At 55.6% G+C, this 18,192-nt stretch carries 16 protein-coding genes; 12 read left to right on the forward strand and 4 right to left on the reverse strand.

Going from position 1 to position 18,192, the window contains the following annotated elements:
* Positions 1-120: 120 nt before the first annotated feature.
* The 3 genes from RJP21_RS11855 to RJP21_RS11865 all read left to right on the forward strand — a co-directional run bounded on the left by RJP21_RS11855 (position 121) and on the right by RJP21_RS11865 (position 3,446).
* Positions 121-1,560 (forward strand): ammonium transporter, encoded by a 1,440-nt coding sequence (locus RJP21_RS11855; RefSeq protein WP_310859471.1) that lies wholly within the window; start codon positions 121-123, stop codon positions 1,558-1,560.
* A 69-nt stretch (positions 1,561-1,629) separates the two neighbouring features.
* Entirely contained in the window at positions 1,630-2,709 is a 1,080-nt protein-coding gene (locus tag RJP21_RS11860) for a DUF294 nucleotidyltransferase-like domain-containing protein (RefSeq protein WP_310859472.1), read from the forward strand.
* A complete protein-coding gene (locus RJP21_RS11865) occupies positions 2,706-3,446 on the forward strand; it encodes an exonuclease domain-containing protein (protein ID WP_310859473.1) in 741 nt (246 codons plus the stop codon). The genes RJP21_RS11860 and RJP21_RS11865 overlap by 4 nt, the downstream gene beginning before the upstream one ends.
* Here RJP21_RS11865 and RJP21_RS11870 read toward each other — a convergent pair.
* Positions 3,433-3,888: a Mov34/MPN/PAD-1 family protein gene (locus RJP21_RS11870; protein WP_310859474.1), complete on the reverse strand. Its 456-nt coding sequence runs from the start codon at positions 3,886-3,888 to the stop codon at positions 3,433-3,435. The genes RJP21_RS11865 and RJP21_RS11870 overlap by 14 nt on opposite strands.
* 178 nt (positions 3,889-4,066) lie before the next feature.
* Between RJP21_RS11870 and RJP21_RS11875 the strand changes: the two genes are divergently transcribed.
* Positions 4,067-4,621, forward strand: a complete 555-nt coding sequence (locus RJP21_RS11875; RefSeq protein ID WP_310859475.1) for a TlpA family protein disulfide reductase — start codon at positions 4,067-4,069, stop codon at positions 4,619-4,621.
* 85 nt (positions 4,622-4,706) lie between these two features.
* Here RJP21_RS11875 and cimA read toward each other — a convergent pair whose 3' ends face one another.
* Positions 4,707-6,332, reverse strand: a complete 1,626-nt coding sequence (gene cimA, locus RJP21_RS11880) for a citramalate synthase (protein WP_310859476.1) — start codon at positions 6,330-6,332, stop codon at positions 4,707-4,709.
* A gap of 208 nt (positions 6,333-6,540) precedes the next feature.
* Between cimA and RJP21_RS11885 the strand changes: the two genes are divergently transcribed.
* The 8 genes from RJP21_RS11885 (at position 6,541) to RJP21_RS11920 (ending at position 15,436) form a co-directional block, all read left to right on the forward strand.
* Positions 6,541-7,836, forward strand: coding sequence for a DNA polymerase IV (locus RJP21_RS11885; RefSeq protein ID WP_310859477.1), 1,296 nt, complete (start codon positions 6,541-6,543; stop codon positions 7,834-7,836).
* 134 nt (positions 7,837-7,970) lie between these two features.
* Complete coding sequence (locus RJP21_RS11890; RefSeq protein ID WP_310859478.1) at positions 7,971-8,219, forward strand: ferredoxin; 249 nt, start codon at positions 7,971-7,973, stop codon at positions 8,217-8,219.
* A gap of 104 nt (positions 8,220-8,323) precedes the next feature.
* Positions 8,324-9,757 carry a L,D-transpeptidase gene (locus tag RJP21_RS11895; protein ID WP_310859479.1) on the forward strand — a complete coding sequence of 478 codons (1,434 nt, stop codon included), beginning with the start codon at positions 8,324-8,326 and terminating at the stop codon, positions 9,755-9,757.
* Positions 9,758-10,083: 326 nt separating this feature from the next.
* Positions 10,084-11,178, forward strand: coding sequence for a quinone-dependent dihydroorotate dehydrogenase (locus RJP21_RS11900; RefSeq protein ID WP_310859480.1), 1,095 nt, complete (start codon positions 10,084-10,086; stop codon positions 11,176-11,178).
* Between the two features lie 24 nt (positions 11,179-11,202).
* Positions 11,203-12,024, forward strand: coding sequence for a GTP diphosphokinase (yjbM, locus tag RJP21_RS11905; protein ID WP_310859481.1), 822 nt, complete (start codon positions 11,203-11,205; stop codon positions 12,022-12,024).
* Positions 12,025-12,200: 176 nt separating this feature from the next.
* Positions 12,201-13,751 carry an RsmB/NOP family class I SAM-dependent RNA methyltransferase gene (locus RJP21_RS11910; protein ID WP_310859482.1) on the forward strand — a complete coding sequence of 517 codons (1,551 nt, stop codon included), beginning with the start codon at positions 12,201-12,203 and terminating at the stop codon, positions 13,749-13,751.
* Positions 13,748-14,503, forward strand: coding sequence for a pseudouridine synthase (locus RJP21_RS11915; RefSeq protein ID WP_310859483.1), 756 nt, complete (start codon positions 13,748-13,750; stop codon positions 14,501-14,503). The genes RJP21_RS11910 and RJP21_RS11915 overlap by 4 nt, the downstream gene beginning before the upstream one ends.
* A 132-nt stretch (positions 14,504-14,635) precedes the next feature.
* On the forward strand, positions 14,636-15,436 hold the full coding sequence (locus tag RJP21_RS11920; RefSeq protein WP_310859484.1) for a Cof-type HAD-IIB family hydrolase: 801 nt from the start codon (positions 14,636-14,638) through the stop codon (positions 15,434-15,436).
* A gap of 87 nt (positions 15,437-15,523) precedes the next feature.
* Here RJP21_RS11920 and RJP21_RS11925 read toward each other — a convergent pair whose 3' ends face one another.
* Both RJP21_RS11925 and RJP21_RS11930 read right to left on the reverse strand, forming a co-directional pair.
* Complete coding sequence (locus tag RJP21_RS11925) at positions 15,524-16,864, reverse strand: RsmF rRNA methyltransferase first C-terminal domain-containing protein (protein WP_310859485.1); 1,341 nt, start codon at positions 16,862-16,864, stop codon at positions 15,524-15,526.
* 67 nt (positions 16,865-16,931) lie between these two features.
* Positions 16,932-18,089: a GGDEF domain-containing protein gene (locus tag RJP21_RS11930; RefSeq protein WP_310859486.1), complete on the reverse strand. Its 1,158-nt coding sequence runs from the start codon at positions 18,087-18,089 to the stop codon at positions 16,932-16,934.
* Between the last annotated feature and the right edge of the window lie 103 nt (positions 18,090-18,192).

The raw sequence follows: 18,192 nt of genomic DNA on the forward strand, positions 1-18,192 counted from the left end.
ATTATTACATTTGTGGATTTTTTAATATTTTTATTGTCATTTTCTTTGTGATCTGTTTATAATGTGATTAATAATTTCGTTATATGTTATAAAACCTTACACAAATGAGGAGTGGGGAAGATGAAAAGACAGTGGTTTGGCGGTGTTTTGGCATTTCTTGCGTTCATGGCTCTTCCGGCAACGGTATTTGCTGATGACGGGGCCACCAACGTGCAGCTGCAGGCAGGGTTAAACACGTTTTTTGTGTTTGTCGCAGCGATGCTCGTCTTTTTTATGCAAGCGGGATTCGCCCTGCTGGAAGCCGGCTCGGTGCGGATGAAAAACGCGGGCCATATCGCCGGCAAAACCGTGCTGACGCTGGGAATCGCCATCATCGTGTTTTGGGCTTTCGGCTTCGGGCTCGGTTTCGGCAACGGCAACAGCATTTTCGGAACGACGGGCTTTTTCATGACAGGCGATTCGATGGCCAAATCGTTTGACGCCTTGGCGGCATCGGACGTCTCGCTATCGGTCAAGTTTTTGTTCCAGCTTTCCTTTGCGGCCGTTTCGCTGGCGATTGCCTGCGGCGGCATGGCCGAACGCGCGAAGCTGAGCGTCTATATCGTATTCGGCGCGTTGTTCATGATCGTCGTTTATCCGGTCGTGGCCCATTGGGTTTGGGGCGGCGGCTGGCTCGGGCAGCTCGGCATGCAGGATTTCGCCGGATCGACGGTCGTCCATTTGACGGGCGCAACGGCGGCCTTGGTCATAACCTACATGCTCAAACCGCGCCTAGGAAAATACAATAAAGACGGCAAGCCGAACAGCATTCCGGGTCACAATCAAGTGCTCTCCGTCCTTGGGGTGTTTATTCTGTGGATCGGTTGGTTCGGCTTTAACCCGGGCAGCACCCTTTCGGCCATGATGGACGGTTTTTTCGGATACGTGGCGCTGACGACCAACATCGCGGTTGCCGCAGGCGCGATCGCGGCGCTGTTGATTTCGTGGGCGGTGTTCGGCAAGGCCGACATTCCGAGCATGCTGAACGGCGTTTTGGCCGCCCTTGTCGCCATTACGGGCTCCTGCGCCTTCGTCGACGCCTGGGCAGCCGTCGTCATCGGTGCCGTGGCGGGAATCGTTACGTTTTTTACGGCGCAGTGGTTTGAAAGAGCGGGGATCGACGATCCGATTTACGCCTTTTCCGTTCACGGCATCGCCGGCATTTGGGGCGCAATCTCCACAGGTTTGTTCGCGACGCCGAAGCTGGTGGAAACGACGGGAGTCGGCAAACCGGGATTGTTCTACGGCGGCGGCCTTGAGCAGCTTGGGGTACAGCTGCTTGGGGTGCTCGGGGCATTCGTTTTCGTTTTCGTCATTTCGTTTGTCATTGTCGGCATCATGAAGGCGACGATGGGCATCCGCGTATCGGAGGAAGAAGAAATGATGGGGCTGGATTTGAGCGAACACGGCGCTTACGGTTATCCGGAGCAAATGAAGCTGATCGCCGGCGCCGAAGCCGCAAAGCCGGCAACCGAGATGTCCGGCGTCAAACCGTCGGTCGGAACCGGCGAAGCCTTCTAGGACCGCCATACTTTGACATGATCTTTCATCTTTAGAATTTCACGCTTGGCTTGACAGGGAGGTGCGGGGATGGAGCCGATGAAAAACGCGGAACGGGAGCCGGATTTGAGCATGATCCGATTTGCGGCGACACGCGAGCAGCTGCGGGACGGCAGGTTGGCCTGCCAATCGTGGATCGAGCATGCGTACCCGGAAATGCCGATTGACGTCTGGACGGCACTCGTAAACGACATGCACGACGAAGTGGCCGCAAGGGCTACCGCGGTTTGCGAAGCGGAGCTGGAAAGGGCGGGTTACGGCCCGCCCCCAGTCCCCTACGCTTTGGTCGTATTCGGAAGCTCCGGCCGAAGGGAATCGACGCCTTGGAGCGACCAGGACAACGGGCTGATCGTCAGCGACGAAGCCCATGGGCAGAAGGATCGGTATTTTGCGGCTTTCGGGCGGCGTTTGTCCGATTTGCTGGAATATTTGGGTTATGAAAAATGCAAAGGGAAAGTGATGTGCTCCGAGCCGGCCTGGAACAAAACGCTGGAGGAATGGAAGCGGCAGCTGGCAAGATGGCACCGGGATTATAGCTGGGAAAACGTGCGCTGCCTGATGATCGCTTCGGATATGCGCCGGATTGCCGGGGACCCGTCCCTGGCGGAAGCCTGGAAGCAGTTTTTCGCCGTCCGGATGAACGATTCGCCGGAAATGACGACCGCCTTTTTGCGAAATACGGTCAGGCACAAAGCGACGCTGAACATTCTCGGGCAGGTGGTGACCGAACGTTTCGGCGACCACGCCGGCGATTTTGACGTCAAATACGGGGTATATATCCCGCTCGTCAATAGCATCCGCTACATGGCGTTGCAGGAAGGGGTCAACGAGACCTCAACGCTCAAACGGCTGGAAAGGTTGACATTGCTTGACGGCGGCAATCTGCTGCTGGAAAACTGCCAGCGCGCGTTCCTGACCGCGTTGACGTTGCGCGCTTCGGCTTCCTACACGATCCGGGACGGCGTTTATGCCAGCAGCGGTTATTTGCCGCAATCGGAGCTGAAGAAAAAAACGCTTTTGTATAAGCTGAGGGAAAGTTTGACGACCGTAAGGCGCATGCACCGTGCGTTAAACCGAAGGCTGCGCTTTGCGGAAAGGGGAAGGCCATGAAAACCCCGGAACGAGGAAACGGCGGATTTTGGAGTATGCTGCGCCAAGGCGGTGTGCCGTCGGCGGTTGCATCCGTCATGGGAGGAACGTCGGCCCAGCAGATGGCTTTCATCCGCTCCCTCATGCGGGAGCAACGCCGCCCGGAACAGCTTCACACGCCGCTTCATAAGCTGAAGACCGTCGTGTTCGACCTTGAGACGACCGGATTCAACGTTCAGCAGGGGGATGAAATATTGTCGATCGGGGCGATGAAGGCCGACGGCGAACAGATCGTGGAGGAAGAGCAGTTCTATACGCTGGTCAAAGCCAAGCGGCCGGTGCCGCCGAAAATTACCGAGCTGACAGGCATTACGCAGCCGATGATCGACGAAGCTCCGCCGCTGATCGAAGGGCTTCACGACTTTATGCATTTTGTCGGCGACCGGGTGCTAGTCGCCCATGCCAGCGGGCATGACAAAGCTTTTCTGAACGCCGCTCTATGGAAAACGTCCAAGATCAATCTCAGCCACCGCGTGATCGACACGATGATGATCGCCCGCTGGCTGAGGCCGAGTCTTTCAAGTTATTCGCTGGACGTTTTGCTGACGGAAAAAGGCATCCCGGTTAAAGGCAGGCATCATGCGCTTGAGGACGCCAAAATGACCGCAAAGCTGTGGGTTTCTTATTTGCGAGACATTGCGGAAGGCTGCAAGGCCGAGACGCTGGGCGATTTGTACGCCTGTCTCAGCCATGCCTGACCGCCGCGGGCAGCAGATGATACCGATCACCCGCATCTTTATCGATGAAATAACCGTTTAGCATCGTTTCACTTCCCGCGCCGCTCGGGCTTCCGATAAGATATACCCGGAACATCCCGGCGAACAAGGGAAGCTGCCGCAAATCTTCGTCGGAAGGAACGGGCGGCGAAGACGGATGGGAATGGAACAGGCCGATCAGGCCTTCTCCCCGCAAGCATTCCCTGATCCACTCAGCCGGGTCCAGGACGAAATGATGCAGCGGGTCAGGCGCTACGTTGCGGATCGGGGCAAACGCGTCGATTCGCATGCCGCCCGCTGCAGCTTTACCCCGCAACACGCCGCAGGTTTCATACGGCAATCCGGAAACGAGGTGTTCGGCGATCTGCCTTCCGCACAAGGCGCTGATCCGGATTTCCCTCCGGATGGTATGAAAATCTGCCAACCGTAGTTCTCCCCTCTCGATGGCCTCTGCTCAGGAAGCAGAGGCATTTTTTTATTGGCATTGAAGATACTTTTTTAATTCTTGGAAAATCTTCGCAAACAATTTGTAAGTTACGTAGAAAAGAGGGTACAATACAGGATAGTTAGAAATTTCTATATGAAAAGGAACGAAGACATCCATGAAGCGTAATCTATATATTCTTCTTGGCGTCATCGTCTTAATCGGCATCGCGGTTTACCAAAATGCGGGACCCGGCATTCAAGCAGCGTTCCGGCATGAAGAGCCGATGCCGACCGAGACGGGGCCCAAGGCCGGCCTGCTCGCTCCGGCGTTCACCGCCCAAGGGCTGGACGGGAAGGAATATCAAGTCGGAGGCGCCCAGGATAAAGCGATTTTGCTGAATTTTTGGGCATCCTGGTGCGACCCTTGCCAGCAGGAAGCGCCCGAGCTGAACGCGATTGCCGAAAAATACAAGGACAGCCTGGTCGTGTACGGAGTCAACGTGACCAAATACGACAATAAAAAGAACGCCCAAACTTTTGTCGATAAATATAAGGTCAAATTTCCGGTCATGCTGGACCTGAAAGCCGACATTTACGAAAAGCAGTACAAAGGGGTCGTTTTCCCGACCAACGTGCTGATCGATAAACGCGGGGTCGTACAGGAAGTCGTGCTCGGCATTTTGCCGCAAAAGGATTTGGAGAAAAAATTGAAACATTTGATCAAATCCTGATATTCAAACAACGTCTGCGGCCCGCAGACGATAAAAAACCTCGGCGTCCGGCGGGACGCCCGAGGTTTTTTATGTTTTCGCGAGCTTAATGGTTGACGAGCCCCCGCTGTTCGTTGGATGGCGTTTCCTCCGCGTCGCGTTCATTCAAAATTTGCCCGAGGAGGGCATAACGCATACTGTCGACCAAAGCCTCCCAGCTTGCTTCGATGACGTTGCCGGATACGCCGACGGTATTCCACGAATTGTTGATGTCCCGCGATTCGATCAGCACGCGGACCTTGGCCGCCGTCGCGTCCTTTTCGTCCAATACGCGGACTTTATAGTCGGACAAATGCATTTCCTTGATGGCCGGGAAATATTGAACGAGCGCCTTCCGCAGCGCATTGTCGAGAGCGTTGACGGGACCGTTGCCCTCGGCTGCGGTATACACGTTGTTGCCCGCCACGTTCAGCTTCACGAAAGCCTCGGAAACAACCGGCTGCCCGGCCGTTTTTTCGACGAGCATTTTAAAGGATTCGAAGGTGAACAGTTCCTTCATTTCCCCGCCGGCTTCGCGCAGCAGCAGCTCCAGCGAGGCGTCGGCCGCTTCGAAGGTGTATCCTTGATGCTCCAAATCCTTGATTTTGTCGATCACCTTGCGGGACTGCTCGTTCGACGGGTCGAAGTCGAGCCCCATATCCTGCGCTTTTGAAACGATATTGCTTTGTCCGGCCAGATCCGACACGAGCACGCGCTGCTTGTTGCCGACCCATTCGGGCACGATGTGCTCGTACGTTCTGGAATCCCGCAAAATCGCGGACACGTGGATGCCGCCTTTATGGGCGAAGGCCGCATTGCCGACGTACGGCTGGTTGACCGGCATGTTGACGTTGGCGATTTCGCTGACGTAACGGGCGGTGTTCGTCAATTGCTTCAATCGCTCTTCCCCGATGCATTCGTACCCAAGCTTGAGCTGCAGGTTCGGAATGATGGAGCACAGGTTGGCGTTGCCGCAGCGCTCGCCGTAGCCGTTGATCGTTCCCTGCACCTGGCGGGCTCCCGCCTGAACGGCGCTGAGCGTGTTCGCCACCGCAAGCTCGCAGTCGTTATGGGTATGGATGCCGAGGTTTGCGTCAGGCACGCTCGCATGGAACGCGGAGACGATGCCGCCGATTTCGTGGGGGAGGGTTCCGCCGTTGGTATCGCACATGACAAGCCAGTCCGCTCCGGCTTCTTTCGCTTTTTTGAGCACGGCGACGGCGTATTCGGGATTGTTTTTGTAACCGTCGAAAAAATGCTCGGCGTCGAAAACGACCTCAAGCCCTTGCCGCTTCAAATAAGCGATCGAATCGTAAATCATCGCAAGGTTTTCTTCCAGCGTCGTCTGCAGTGCGGTGTGCACGTGAAAATCCCATGATTTGCCGACAAGCGTCGCCGCTTGGGCGCCGGATTCGATGATGCGGTTCAGGTTCGCGTCCTGTTCGGCTTGGCTGTCTTTGCGCCGCGTGCTGCCGAAAGCGGTAATTTTCGCGGCGAGGCCAAGCTGCTGCACGCGTTTGAAAAATTCGATGTCCTTGCTGTTGCTTCCCGGAATCCCGCCTTCAATATATTGAACACCAAGTTCGTCGAGCTTTTTGGCAATTTTGAGTTTGTCGTCCGCCGACAGGCTGATTCCTTCTCCTTGGGTGCCGTCGCGCAGGGTCGTGTCGAAGATGGAAATGGACTTAGACATGGAAGCGTCCTCCTTTGGAAGTCTTATGGATTCATTGATTCGTTTTTAGCGGGATTCTGACGACCCACATATATAGTAAATTATTATAGCATTTTTACGCGGGAATGTAACAAAGAATTCGCGTTTTTCGTCCGTTCCTCTTTCTTGACCTCCCGCATGGGGGGCGTTATGCTGAACGTAACGAAAATCGCAAAGGTGAGAAGGTCTCATGAAGAGTGACGTAGACGCTTATTATCCAACAAACGGAAGGGTCATTTTGCATGTGGATATGAACGCTTTTTACTGCTCGGTCCATGAGGCGGAGGAACCGGAGAAATACCGCGGCAAGCCGACGGCTGTGGCCGGCAGCATCGAGCTGCGCAAGGGTATTATCGTCACCTGCTCCTACGCGGCCAGGAAAAAGGGGATTTCGACCGGGATGCAGGTGGGCCGCGCGCTGAAGCAGTGTCCCGATCTGATCATTATTAAACCCGATTTCCATCTGTACCGCAAATATTCGAAAGCGTTCATGAAAATCGCATACTCCTATACGCCGCTCATGCAGGCGACTTCCATCGATGAATGTTACCTCGACATTACCGGCTCGAAACAATTCGGCACGCCGCAGCATATCGCGGAGGAAATCCAGCGGCGGATCGACGAGGAGCTCGGATTGCCGTGTTCGGTCGGGATCGCGCCCAACAAGCTGCTTGCCAAAATGGCCTCCGACATGAAAAAGCCGCGCGGCATTTCCGTGCTGCGCATTCGGGACGTGCCGCGCCTGCTCTGGAACAAACCATGCGGCGAATTGTTCGGCATCGGCGGCAAAACGGCCGAAAAACTGCGCAAAATCGGGATCCATACGATCGGCCAGCTCGCGAATACCGACGAAGAGGCGCTAGTCCGTTCGTTTGGCGTGATGGGCGCTTGGATGAAGCAGGCCGCGAACGGTATCGACCATTCGCCCGTAGTGGAGGAACGCGAGCCCAATAAATCGATCGGCCATACGACGACGCTGCCGGCCGATATTCAGGCGCGCGAGGATGTCCATCGGGTGCTGCTTAACATCAGCGATCAGGTTGCGCGCCGGATGAGACGCCAGGGACTTGTCGCGGGGGGCGTTCAGATTACGATCCGGACGCCGGACATGAAGACGATCACGCGCAGTCGCATGCTGAAGACGCCGACGGAGGACGCGGGCGACATCTACGACGAAGCCCGGAGGCTGTATGCCGATCATTGGAGCTGGGATAAGCCTGTGAGGCTGCTCGGAATCACGCTCCAGCATTTGACGCCGAAGGACGAAGCTGCAATCCAGCTGGATCTGTTCGAATATGAAAAACAACCGAAAAAAGAAACGCTGACGAAAACGATGGACATGCTCCGCAACAAATTCGGCGAAAACGCGATCGTTACCGCGGGCATGCTCGGAGACGACCCGTCGGCGCTGCTGCGCGACCATAAAGCCAGGGGGACGTCGCTCCAAATGGATTTCGTGGGCAAAGACGGGATGGATCTTCCGTGACGCATGCGCGAATGTTCCGGCATGAAAGTGACATCGATCATTGGCATTTGGCCGAAGTTGCATTATGATTAGGTTTGCCGGCCGGATCGGGCCAGCTTGAAATGCTTGCGTTTGATGGGAGGCATGAGAGATACATGGCGAAATACTGCTGGGTTGACAAGGATACTTGCATTTCCTGCGGGGCTTGCGGGGCGACTGCGCCGGATATTTTCGATTATGACGACGAAGGGCTGGCGGAAGTCGCCTTCGGCGGAGACGGCAATCAGGGCGTCACCGAAATTCCGGAGGAAATGTTTGAGGATATGCAGGATGCGGCGGACGGATGTCCGACCGATTCCATTAAGGTGGCGGACAGTCCGTTCCGCGACCTGATTGAGAAATAAATGCAGCCGCAGCACCCTCGTCCGGTTTGATCCGGAAGGAGGGTGTTTTTTTTGCCGCCCCGACCCGATATATATAGTAAAGACGTTTTTTTATGGAGGAACCTGTGAGGAATTCATATTTGAAAAAATACGTGCAGATGCACCCGGATAATAAGATGGGCTGGTATTTGCTCGGCAAGGAATATGAAAAAGAAGGGCAGCTTGGCAAAGCGAACTACTGCTTCAACCGTTCCGGAGGCATTTATGAAGCGTTCGAGACAAGCAAAATGCCCTCCGACATTTGGCAGGAATACGAGCTCAAGCTGCTGCAGCAGGCGGAAGAGAAGGAACGCCGGACCGCCCGGCTGCGCCACGCGTTCGTGGCGCTGATGATTTTGCTGCTGGCCCTTGTCCCGTCCGTGGATGCGCCGAGGCAACATCAAAAAGCAAAAGAAGCGGCGGCCGTTCAGCATCCGGACCCGGGCGTCGAAGAAGACAAAAATCAAGCTTCCCCCCATAAAGACGACGACCGTTCCGTTCCGCCGGCTGAAGACGCTGTCATGTTTACGGCCGTCCGGGAGGGCGGGTTGGAAAAGGGTGTGACGCCGATTGCGCCGGGACCGCTTGCCCATCCCGGGCTGCTGGGGAGCAGGCTGGCCGTCCTGGAAATGAAAAAGCAAGGAAAATGGCTGTTGTGGAAACGCCGGCTGCCCGTGGGATATACGCTGGAAAACAAAGGGGGCGGAGCCGTTGCCTATCAGTCTTATGATCCGAAAACATGCAGCTGCCGTCCGGAGGATGGAGAAAAGCTGGCCAAAGCGGCCTTTGCCTGGACGGGGGAGCAGGAGGAGCTCGCGCTGCTTGGCAGCGCAATTCGCGCCTATAAAAACCATGCCGGCCGATATCCCGAACAGCTTGCGGATTTGGCCCGCCCGTTTCCGGACAACTGGATTTCCGGGACGACGGAAAGCATGAAGGAAGCGTTTCAGCCATTGCTGGAGCAGGCTAAGGCAGAGGCGGCAGGGCAGGAGCAGGAGGTTCCGCATGCGGCTGACGGGGAAAGTGCCAAGAAAGGGAAAGGCCCGCTCGCCGATACGTGGGGAGGCCGACCTTATTTTGCGCAGCCGCTAACCATTATCGTCGACAAAAGCAGCCACCGTTTGGCCGTCGTCAGCGGCGGGGTGATGCTACGGAATTACAAGGTCGGACTCGGGGCGGAACGGACGCCTGAAGGCAAATTCGCCATCACGGATAAGGTGATGAATCCGAACGGGCGTGCCGACGGCGAATTCGGCAGCCGGGGGATGCAGCTATCCGACACGAATTACGCCATCCACGGGACGGACGAGCCGGACAGCATCGGACAGGACGAGTCGCTGGGCTGCATCCGGATGAGCAAAGCGGACGTAGAGGAATTGTTCGACCTCGTCCCGATGGGGACGCCGGTTATAATCGGCAAAGGGGGCTTGCCTGACGAACCGCTCGCTTCGCAGGAAAGATTCCGCACGAAGCGGGAGCAGGATCAGACAAACCCCCGAAAAACGTACCACTGGCTGTAAAATCAGGTGTTCCAAAGAATCAGCACTACGATCAGCAGAATGAGAAGCAATAAACTGAGGCCTGACCAAAATATCGCCTTTCTGTTCACTTCTTCTTTTTTTTGCCGAAGTGTCGGAGGCTTGCGTTTGGTTGCCATACCGTTCAACCCTCTTTCTATCGATTTTCAGTGGATATCCCAATTGTAATGGGTTTGTCCATAAAAAACCAGCGGGACATGGGGGAGGACCCGGCAAAGCAACCAAGGCAAAAAACTTTTCTTTTACCGCGGAAAAGGATAAACTGAAAAGTAGAGAACAAACATGCGGATGGAGAGGAAGAGTAGCAGGTGCTGTACCGAAACGTGGCAAAACCGATTTTTTTTAAGATGGACCCGGAAAAAGCGCATCATTTGGTGATCGGAGGATTACATACGGCCGGATCCTTCCCCGGAGGTCCTGCCCTTTTGCGGAGCATGTACGGCGTGGACGAAACGCCCGATCTGGCTGTTGATCTATTCGGACTTCATTTTCCCACCCCGGTAGGATTGGCGGCGGGACTGGATAAAAACGCGGCGGCGGTGGAAGGTTTTTCTTCCATCGGCTTCGGCTTTATGGAGGTGGGGACGGTCACGCCGAAAGGACAACCCGGCAACGACCGGCCCCGCTTGTTCCGTCTGCCCCCGGACGAAGCGCTCCTGAACCGCATGGGGTTCAACAACGAAGGGGCCGAGGCGATGGCGGAGAAGCTGTCCCGGTTGAAAAACCGGCCCGTTCCGGTGGCGGTCAACATCGGCAAAAACAAGGTGACTCCGAACGAGGAAGCCTATAAGGATTACCAGGCGTGCCTTCGCACGCTGTATCCGTACGGCGATTTTTTCGTCGTGAACATCAGTTCGCCGAATACGCCTGATTTGCGGAATTTGCAGTACGGCAGCGAGCTTTCTTCGCTGATTGCGCATATTATGGAAGAGATGCGTCTGCAGGCTCAAAAGCACGGCAAAACAAAACCGATTCTCGTCAAAATCGCTCCCGACGTCACCGACGAGGAGCTTGAGATGATGGTGGACGCCCTTTCAGCGAGCGGAATTTCCGGCATTATCGCCACGAACACGACGATCGGCAGGGACGGGCTGACCCACCCGAACAAAAAGGAAACCGGAGGAATCAGCGGCAAACCGCTGCGCGCCCGTTCCACGGAAGTGGTTTCCCGCGTTTACAGGCAGACCGAGGGCAAGCTGCCCATTATCGGCTCGGGAGGCATATTCAGCGCGGAGGATGCTTACGGGAAGATGCGGGCCGGGGCAAGTCTTGTCGAAATTTATACAGCTCTTATATATGAAGGGCCCGAAGTGAACCGACGGCTGCACGCCGGACTCAGGGAGCTTCTGCGCCGTGACGGATTTTCGCATATTTCCGAAGCCGTGGGAGCGGACCATCGCTGAGGGTGACAGACAGGAGGCATGTGCATGGACGGCAGGGATTGGGGATTATTTTTACTACCGTATGAGCAAGCCGTTGAAGAACTCAAAGTGAAATTCAAAACGATGCGCGCGGAACTCAAAAAACGCGAAGAATATGCGCCGATCGAATTTGTGACGGGCCGCGTCAAGCGGATTTCGAGCATTTTGGAGAAGGCGAAGCGGCTGAACGTCCCGATGGACCAGTTGGAAACCGGAATCGAGGATATCGCCGGAATCCGCATCATGTGCCAGTTCGTGGAGGATATCCGGCGCGTGGCCGAATATATCCGCAACCGGAAAGACCTGAAGCTTTTATACGAAAAAGACTACATCACGAATTACAAGGAAAGCGGCTACCGCAGTTTCCATATGATCGTGGAATACCCCGTGCAGACGGCGCTAGGGCAGAAAAAGGTGCTCGCCGAAATCCAAATCCGGACGCTGGCGATGAATTTCTGGGCGACGATCGAGCATTCTTTAAGTTATAAGTACCGCGAAATGCTGCCGGAAGACGTGCGCAAACGGCTGCAGAAAACCGCGGAAGCGGCGGCCATTTTGGATAATGAAATGTCGGGCATCCGCGAGGAAATATTGGAAGCCCAGAAGAAGTTCGAGGACGATTCCAACGTAATTTCGCAGGTGCTGACCTTGATTCATCAGCTATATTTCTATCACCTCGTCAATGAGGCCATGGAATTCCAAGAACGGTTCAACCGGATTTGGTCCAGCCAGGACGGCCGGCCCGACATGGATGAGATGAAGGGGCTGCTTGAGGACGTCCAACGGGCGATGGCCGGATGCCGGAAGGAAAACTCGCAAGAGGAATAACGCCGCGGCCGCCTTTCGGACGATAAATTCATGAACGTGATCAACCTGCTGTCCTGGGAACAGCGGGTTGTTGTTTTTAAACGCGTAGATAGGCGTTAATCTGATGATACATGACAACAAAGATGACGGACGGAAAACGAATCGAGTTTAACACGACAGAACAGGATGATGAATGAATGGGATTGCAGCTGCCTGCAGCCTTTAAGGAGCGGATGAAATCGCTGCTCCGGGAAAGCTACGAAGATTTTATCGCTTCCTATGGCCATGACCCGCACGGAGGGATCAGGGTAAACACATTAAAAATTTCCGTGGACGACATGCTGGAGCTGAGCCCGTGGCAGCTGAAGCCGATTCCGTGGTGCGGCACAGGCTTTTATACGGGTCCGGGCGACCGGCCGGGCAAACATCCGTATTACCATGCCGGACTGTATTATATCCAGGAACCGAGCGCGATGGCCCCCGTTGAACTGCTTGGGGTGAAGCCGGGAGACAAAGTGCTGGATCTTTGCGCGGCCCCGGGCGGCAAATCGACCCAAATCGCGGCCAAGCTTCAAGGGGAAGGCCTGCTGGTTTCCAACGACCTGAATCAGGAACGGACGAAAGCGTTGGCTAAAAATTTGGAGCTTTACGGAGTCCGAAACGGCGTGGTGCTGCGGGAACATCCGGAGCGGATCGCCGCTAGCTTTCCCGCCTTTTTCGATAAAATCCTTGTAGATGCCCCATGCTCGGGCGAGGGGATGTTCCGCAAGGACGAGGTTATGGTCCGCCAGTGGACGTCCGATTCGCCGGACAAATACGCCGCCATGCAGCGGGACATTCTAAAATCGGCAGCCGGCATGCTGAAGCCGGGCGGCCGGATCGTTTATTCCACCTGCACGTTTTCGCCGGAGGAAAACGAAGCGATCATTGCCGAATTTTTGATGGAACATGCGCATTTCCGCGTTGAACCTCCTGCGGCAAGCGGGATGTTTGCCCCCGGAGAAACCGGCTGGATTCGCGAGCATATGGCGGAGCCCGATAAGATCCCGGACGAGGTTTTGGAGCAGGCGAAACATACCGCGCGTTTGTGGCCCCATTTGATCGAAGGGGAAGGCCATTTCGTGGCCGTCCTGCAGCATGACGGATCGGAAACGGACGAGCCCGGGGTGCTTCGCGCCGCAATCGGCGGCCGGCCCGCCGAAGGGGAACGCCTAAACGGAAAAGGCAAACATAAACCTGAACGGAATGCCGGCGCTTTGAAAAAAGGAAAAGCGGCCAAATCCGCAGCGACCGATCAAACGGCCGCCCCGCTTGAAGCGTACGGACAATTCCTCCGCGACCATCTCGCTTTTACCCCTGACGGATTTACGATCGTGTTCGGCCAGCATGTTTATCAATCGCCGCTTCCGCCCGGGGCTTTGGACGGACTTAAAGTGGTCCGCCCGGGCTGGTACATGGGCGACGCCAAAAACGGACGCTTTGTCCCGGCGCATCCGCTTGCGACCGCCCTGCATCCGCGGGAGTTTTGCCGCGTGCTCCAGCTGTCGTCCGAATCGGACGAGGCGGTTCGTTATTTGAAAGGCGAAACGCTGGATATCGACGGGGAGCGCATTCGGCGCCGGGAGGGCGTCGCGCCCAAAGGATACGTGCTGGTATGCATTGACGGCTATTCGGCCGGCTTTGGCAAATGGCAGGACGGGATGTTGAAAAACGAATACCCGGCAGGATGGAGGTGGACCTCGGCATGAGCGGAAAAGGAAGAACGACTTTGAGATTGGACAAGGCGCTGACCCATTTGGGTTACGGCAGCCGAAGCGACATCAAAAAATACGTCAAGCAGGGCCTGATCACGGTGAACGGCCTCAAGGCCAAAGACAGCGGGATGCATGTTCATCCGGATACGGATGTGATCATGCTTGACGGGGAGCAGATCCGTTACAGGGAGTTTATATACGTGATGCTGCACAAGCCACCCGGCGTCGTATCGGCAACGGAAGACAACCGCGACCGGACCGTTCTGGATTTGCTTTCGCCCGAATATTTGGCGTTTGAGCCCTTTCCGGTGGGACGTCTGGACAAGGATACGGAAGGGCTGCTGCTTTTGACCAACGACGGCAAGCTGGCGCATGAGCTGCTGTCCCCGAGACGCCATGTGCCGAAGACCTATACGGCGCTGGTGCTTGGAGAGGTAGACGATGACGACGTCAAGCGGTTTGCCGAAGGGGTCACGCTGGATGACGGTTACGTGACGCTGCCCGGCGAACTTGCCGTTTTGGAGCGGAAGCGGGAAGGGGAGGAGATCGTTTCCCGGATCGAGCTGACGATCCATGAAGGCAAATTTCATCAAGTCAAGCGCATGTTCCAGTCAGTTGGCAAAAAGGTCATTTATTTGAAACGGATCCGTATGGGACGGCTGAATTTGGACCCTTCGCTGAAGCTGGGGGAATACCGGGAATTGACGGAGGAGGAGCTTGCATTGTTAACCGGAGCGCAAGATTAAAAAGGCGTGCCGGAATGGGGCTTGCACTCCGATAACAATCCTGCGTTACAATGGAAGTGCGGAATTTTGAATAAATAGAAGGGATTAAAGCACAATCCCGAGACGAAAAACTTCAAAAGGATGGGTGGAGACATGAAATACAAGCTGATTGCGCTCGACGTTGACGGAACGCTGCTGAACGACAACCATGAGCTGACCGAGCAAACGAAAAAGACGATTCAGGAGGTATCCCGTACCGGGGCCGAAATCGTGCTGTGCACCGGGAGAGGGCCGCAAAACTCGATCCCGTTCATGGAAGAGATCGGCTTGAAAGGTTACGTCATCAGCCACAACGGTGCAGCGACGGTGGACGTCGTCACGAAGGAAGTGGTGCACCAGTTCGCCATGGATACGAAAGCGATCGGGCCTTACATGGATTATTTCCGCGAGAAAAAGGTCCATTTTGACGTCAATACCGCATTTCGCATGTACGTGGACAACGTGGACGGAATGGCGGTCGAAGTACGCAGCATGTATGAAAACTTCCTGATGCTTCCGGCTAATTTGCCGCCGATGCAGGAATTGGGCGAACCTGTCGTCAAAGTGACGGCATTCGATTACGCCGACGTGCTGGACAAAGTGCATGAGGAGATCGGCAAATGGACGCCGGAATTCAACATTTTGCGCAGCGGGGAATATTTCCTCGACCTGATGCATCCGGACGCTTCAAAAGGCAACGCGCTCAAGCAGCTGGCGAAGCGGCGCGGCGTTCGTCCCGAGGAGGTGCTGGCGATCGGCAATTATTACAACGACATCACGATGCTGACCTTTGCGGGCCTCGGCATCGCCATGGACAACTCCCCGCTGGAAGTGAAAGCGGCCGCCGACGAAGTGACCGCCTCGAACAACGAGGACGGGGTGCACGCGGCATTGCTTAAATATTGCTTGTCCTGAGCGGGCTCGGCATAAAAAATAAGGTACCTTTAGGTCTTCCGTAAGACCAAGGGTACCTTTTGCTTTAAATACGGGTCGATCGGCGCATTAAAATTGGCGCAGCCCTTTCGGATAATGATTTTTGAGCTGCCCTCCGCTGGCTTTGCCCCATCCGAGCGGAAGGCCGTCCACCGTGACGAGCGTCCAGCCGCGGAGATCGGCCGGAACGGGCAGCGTTTCGCCGCGCAGATAGGCCGCCGCCTCTGGCCCGTCCGCTTCAAGGCGGATCTGCTGCCTGGTCTGTCCCGGGGCAAGCGCCATAGCCAGCGCATGGGCCGGCTCGATGCGGTTTTTTTTCAAATGGGCGAGGTGAAGACCGGCCCTCGGGATTTTGAGCCCGTCGATCGCCAGCGTCTCCGCCGCGGGAAGCAGATACAGGGATTCGCCGAACAGGATCGGGGTTCCTGATGGCAGGCGGTATCCGGGGAGCTCGTCCGCAGCCCAGGAGGCAAAATCGCGCAAGGCGGCTTGGACAGGGCGGTTTTTCCCTTTGTCCTGGGGTTTGCGGGCTTTTTTACTCGCCCCGTTCCGTTCCCCGGTTTCCGTTTTGCGCAGTACGGCCACGAAATGCCCTTCCCCGGCCTCCTCATGCGGCCACAGCCGTTTCATAAGGACGATCCCCATATCGGGGTATGCGGCCGTGAAATGCGCTATCGTCTCTTCGTTTTCGCTCCGGTTAAACGTGCAGGTCGAATAGGCCAACGTGCCCCCGGGTTTGAGCATCGCGTAAGCATGGTCCAAAATGTCGCGCTGCCGGGCGGCGCACATGTCCACTAAGGAAGGCGACCATTCCTCGAGCGCGTTCGGATCTTTTCGGAACATGCCTTCGCCGGAACAAGGCGCATCCAGCATAATCCGGTCGAAGGCTTCGGGAAACCGGCGGGACAGCTCGTCCGGCGCGGCGCACGTCACCAAGGCGTTCGCAATCCCCATCCGCTCCACGTTTTCCGCCAGGATTTTGGCGCGTTCGGGATGAATTTCGTTGGAAACGAGCAATCCCTCCCCGTTCATTTTGGATGCGATGTGGGTGGTTTTGCCTCCGGGGGCCGCGGCCAGGTCCAGGATCGTTTCGCCCGGCTGCGGGTCAAGCAGCTCCACCGCCGACATGGCCGAAGGCTCCTGGATGTAGTAGAGCCCGGCCTGGTGGTAGGGATGTTTCCCGGGACGGGCGTTCTCGCCGTAATAATAACCGGCCGGGCACCAGGGAACGGGTTTCAGGTCAAACATGCGCACCACGTTTTCCTGCAGCTCCGGCGCGATCTTCAACCCGTTAAAGCGCAGCCCGTGCGTGCGGGGAAGATCATAGGAGCGCAAAAAAGCGGGGAGATCCCCGCCCAAAATCGGTTTCATTTGTTCAACGTACGCGGAAGGCAGCGATTCTTTGCCCATCGTTCAAGCTCCTTTTGTTATTGGTATTATATGAGGATTTTGCAAAATCCTGAAGTATGCGATGCGGTCACGCGCCGGCTTCCTCCGCTTCTTTTTTCGAGGAAGGCATGCGGTACGGCGAAACTTTGTTTTTGCCCGTCGTTTTGGAGCGGTACATCGCTTGGTCGGCTTGTTTGACCAGTTCCTCGCCCGTCATGCTTTTGCGCAGCGTACTGTAGCCGATGCTTAAGGTAACGATCGTTTCATCGGCGACCCTTGCGCGGATCCGCTCTGCGATTTGGGCGACCTTGGCCCGCTTGTCCACGACCAGGGCAACGAGCTCCTCTCCGCCAAACCGCCCGCTCAGACCGACTTCGGACACCTCTTCGTCGATGATCGAAGCCACCTGCTTAAGCACCTGATCGGCGCGCTGATGTCCCTCGGTGTCGTTCAGTTTTTTGAAATTGTCGATATCGCAAAATATCATCGAAACCTTGACGCCCTGCTCGACGTATTTGTTCAGCTGTTTCGTGAAAAACCGGCGGTTATAAAGGTTCGTGAGGCCGTCGGTAATGGAGGAGCGGTAGATCGACTGCATCAGCTCGACGATTCTCTCGAACAGGATAAGAAACACGATCGTGTAATACGCAAGCGGGAGCCATACCAAGGCCCCGTCGATCCAGGCGCCGTGCTGCCCGGCATACCGCGAAAGCATTCCGAGAGCCATGTAGACGAAGTAAACGCTGATGCCGGCAAAATATTTGCCCCGCTGGCCAATCCGCGGTGATATGAAAGAAATGCCCACATATAGAATGCCCAATTGATAGACATCCAAGTAAAGCTTTTGCCAGCCGGTCCCCCCGTAAGGAATGACGTAGGAGACCAACGGTACGAAAAAGAGAATCGCAAGGACCGCAAAAAGGACGTAAGAGGCTCTGCCCATCCGGCGGTACAGCTGTAATACCGACAGGTTCAGCAGCAAAAACGAAAAAATTTGCAGATCGGCGATCCAGGAATAACTCCCGCTCCGTCCCGGGGCCGGCCAAAAGGCGAAATGGATGTTCAGACCTTCGTATGTCATAATAAAAAGAAAGGCGATGATCATCGACAAATAGGCCTTTTTTCGCTGTTTGCTGTACATAATGAGGCACATGATCGACATGATGAGTATGATGTACAGACAGCATGCTGAAGCGATGCCCGCCGAAACGGCGTAGGGCGATCCGGACATGTAAGGCGTCATCATTTATCGGCTCCCGAAATGGTTTTCCTTTACTGAAACATATGTTCCAATATATCATAAATTCAAGGATCCTGAAACGAGTGTACAACATAAAAAAAGATAGAAA

The organism is Paenibacillus sp. VCA1 (genome assembly GCF_031583795.1).
Taxonomy (GTDB): domain Bacteria; phylum Bacillota; class Bacilli; order Paenibacillales; family Paenibacillaceae; genus Paenibacillus_AQ; species Paenibacillus_AQ albilobatus.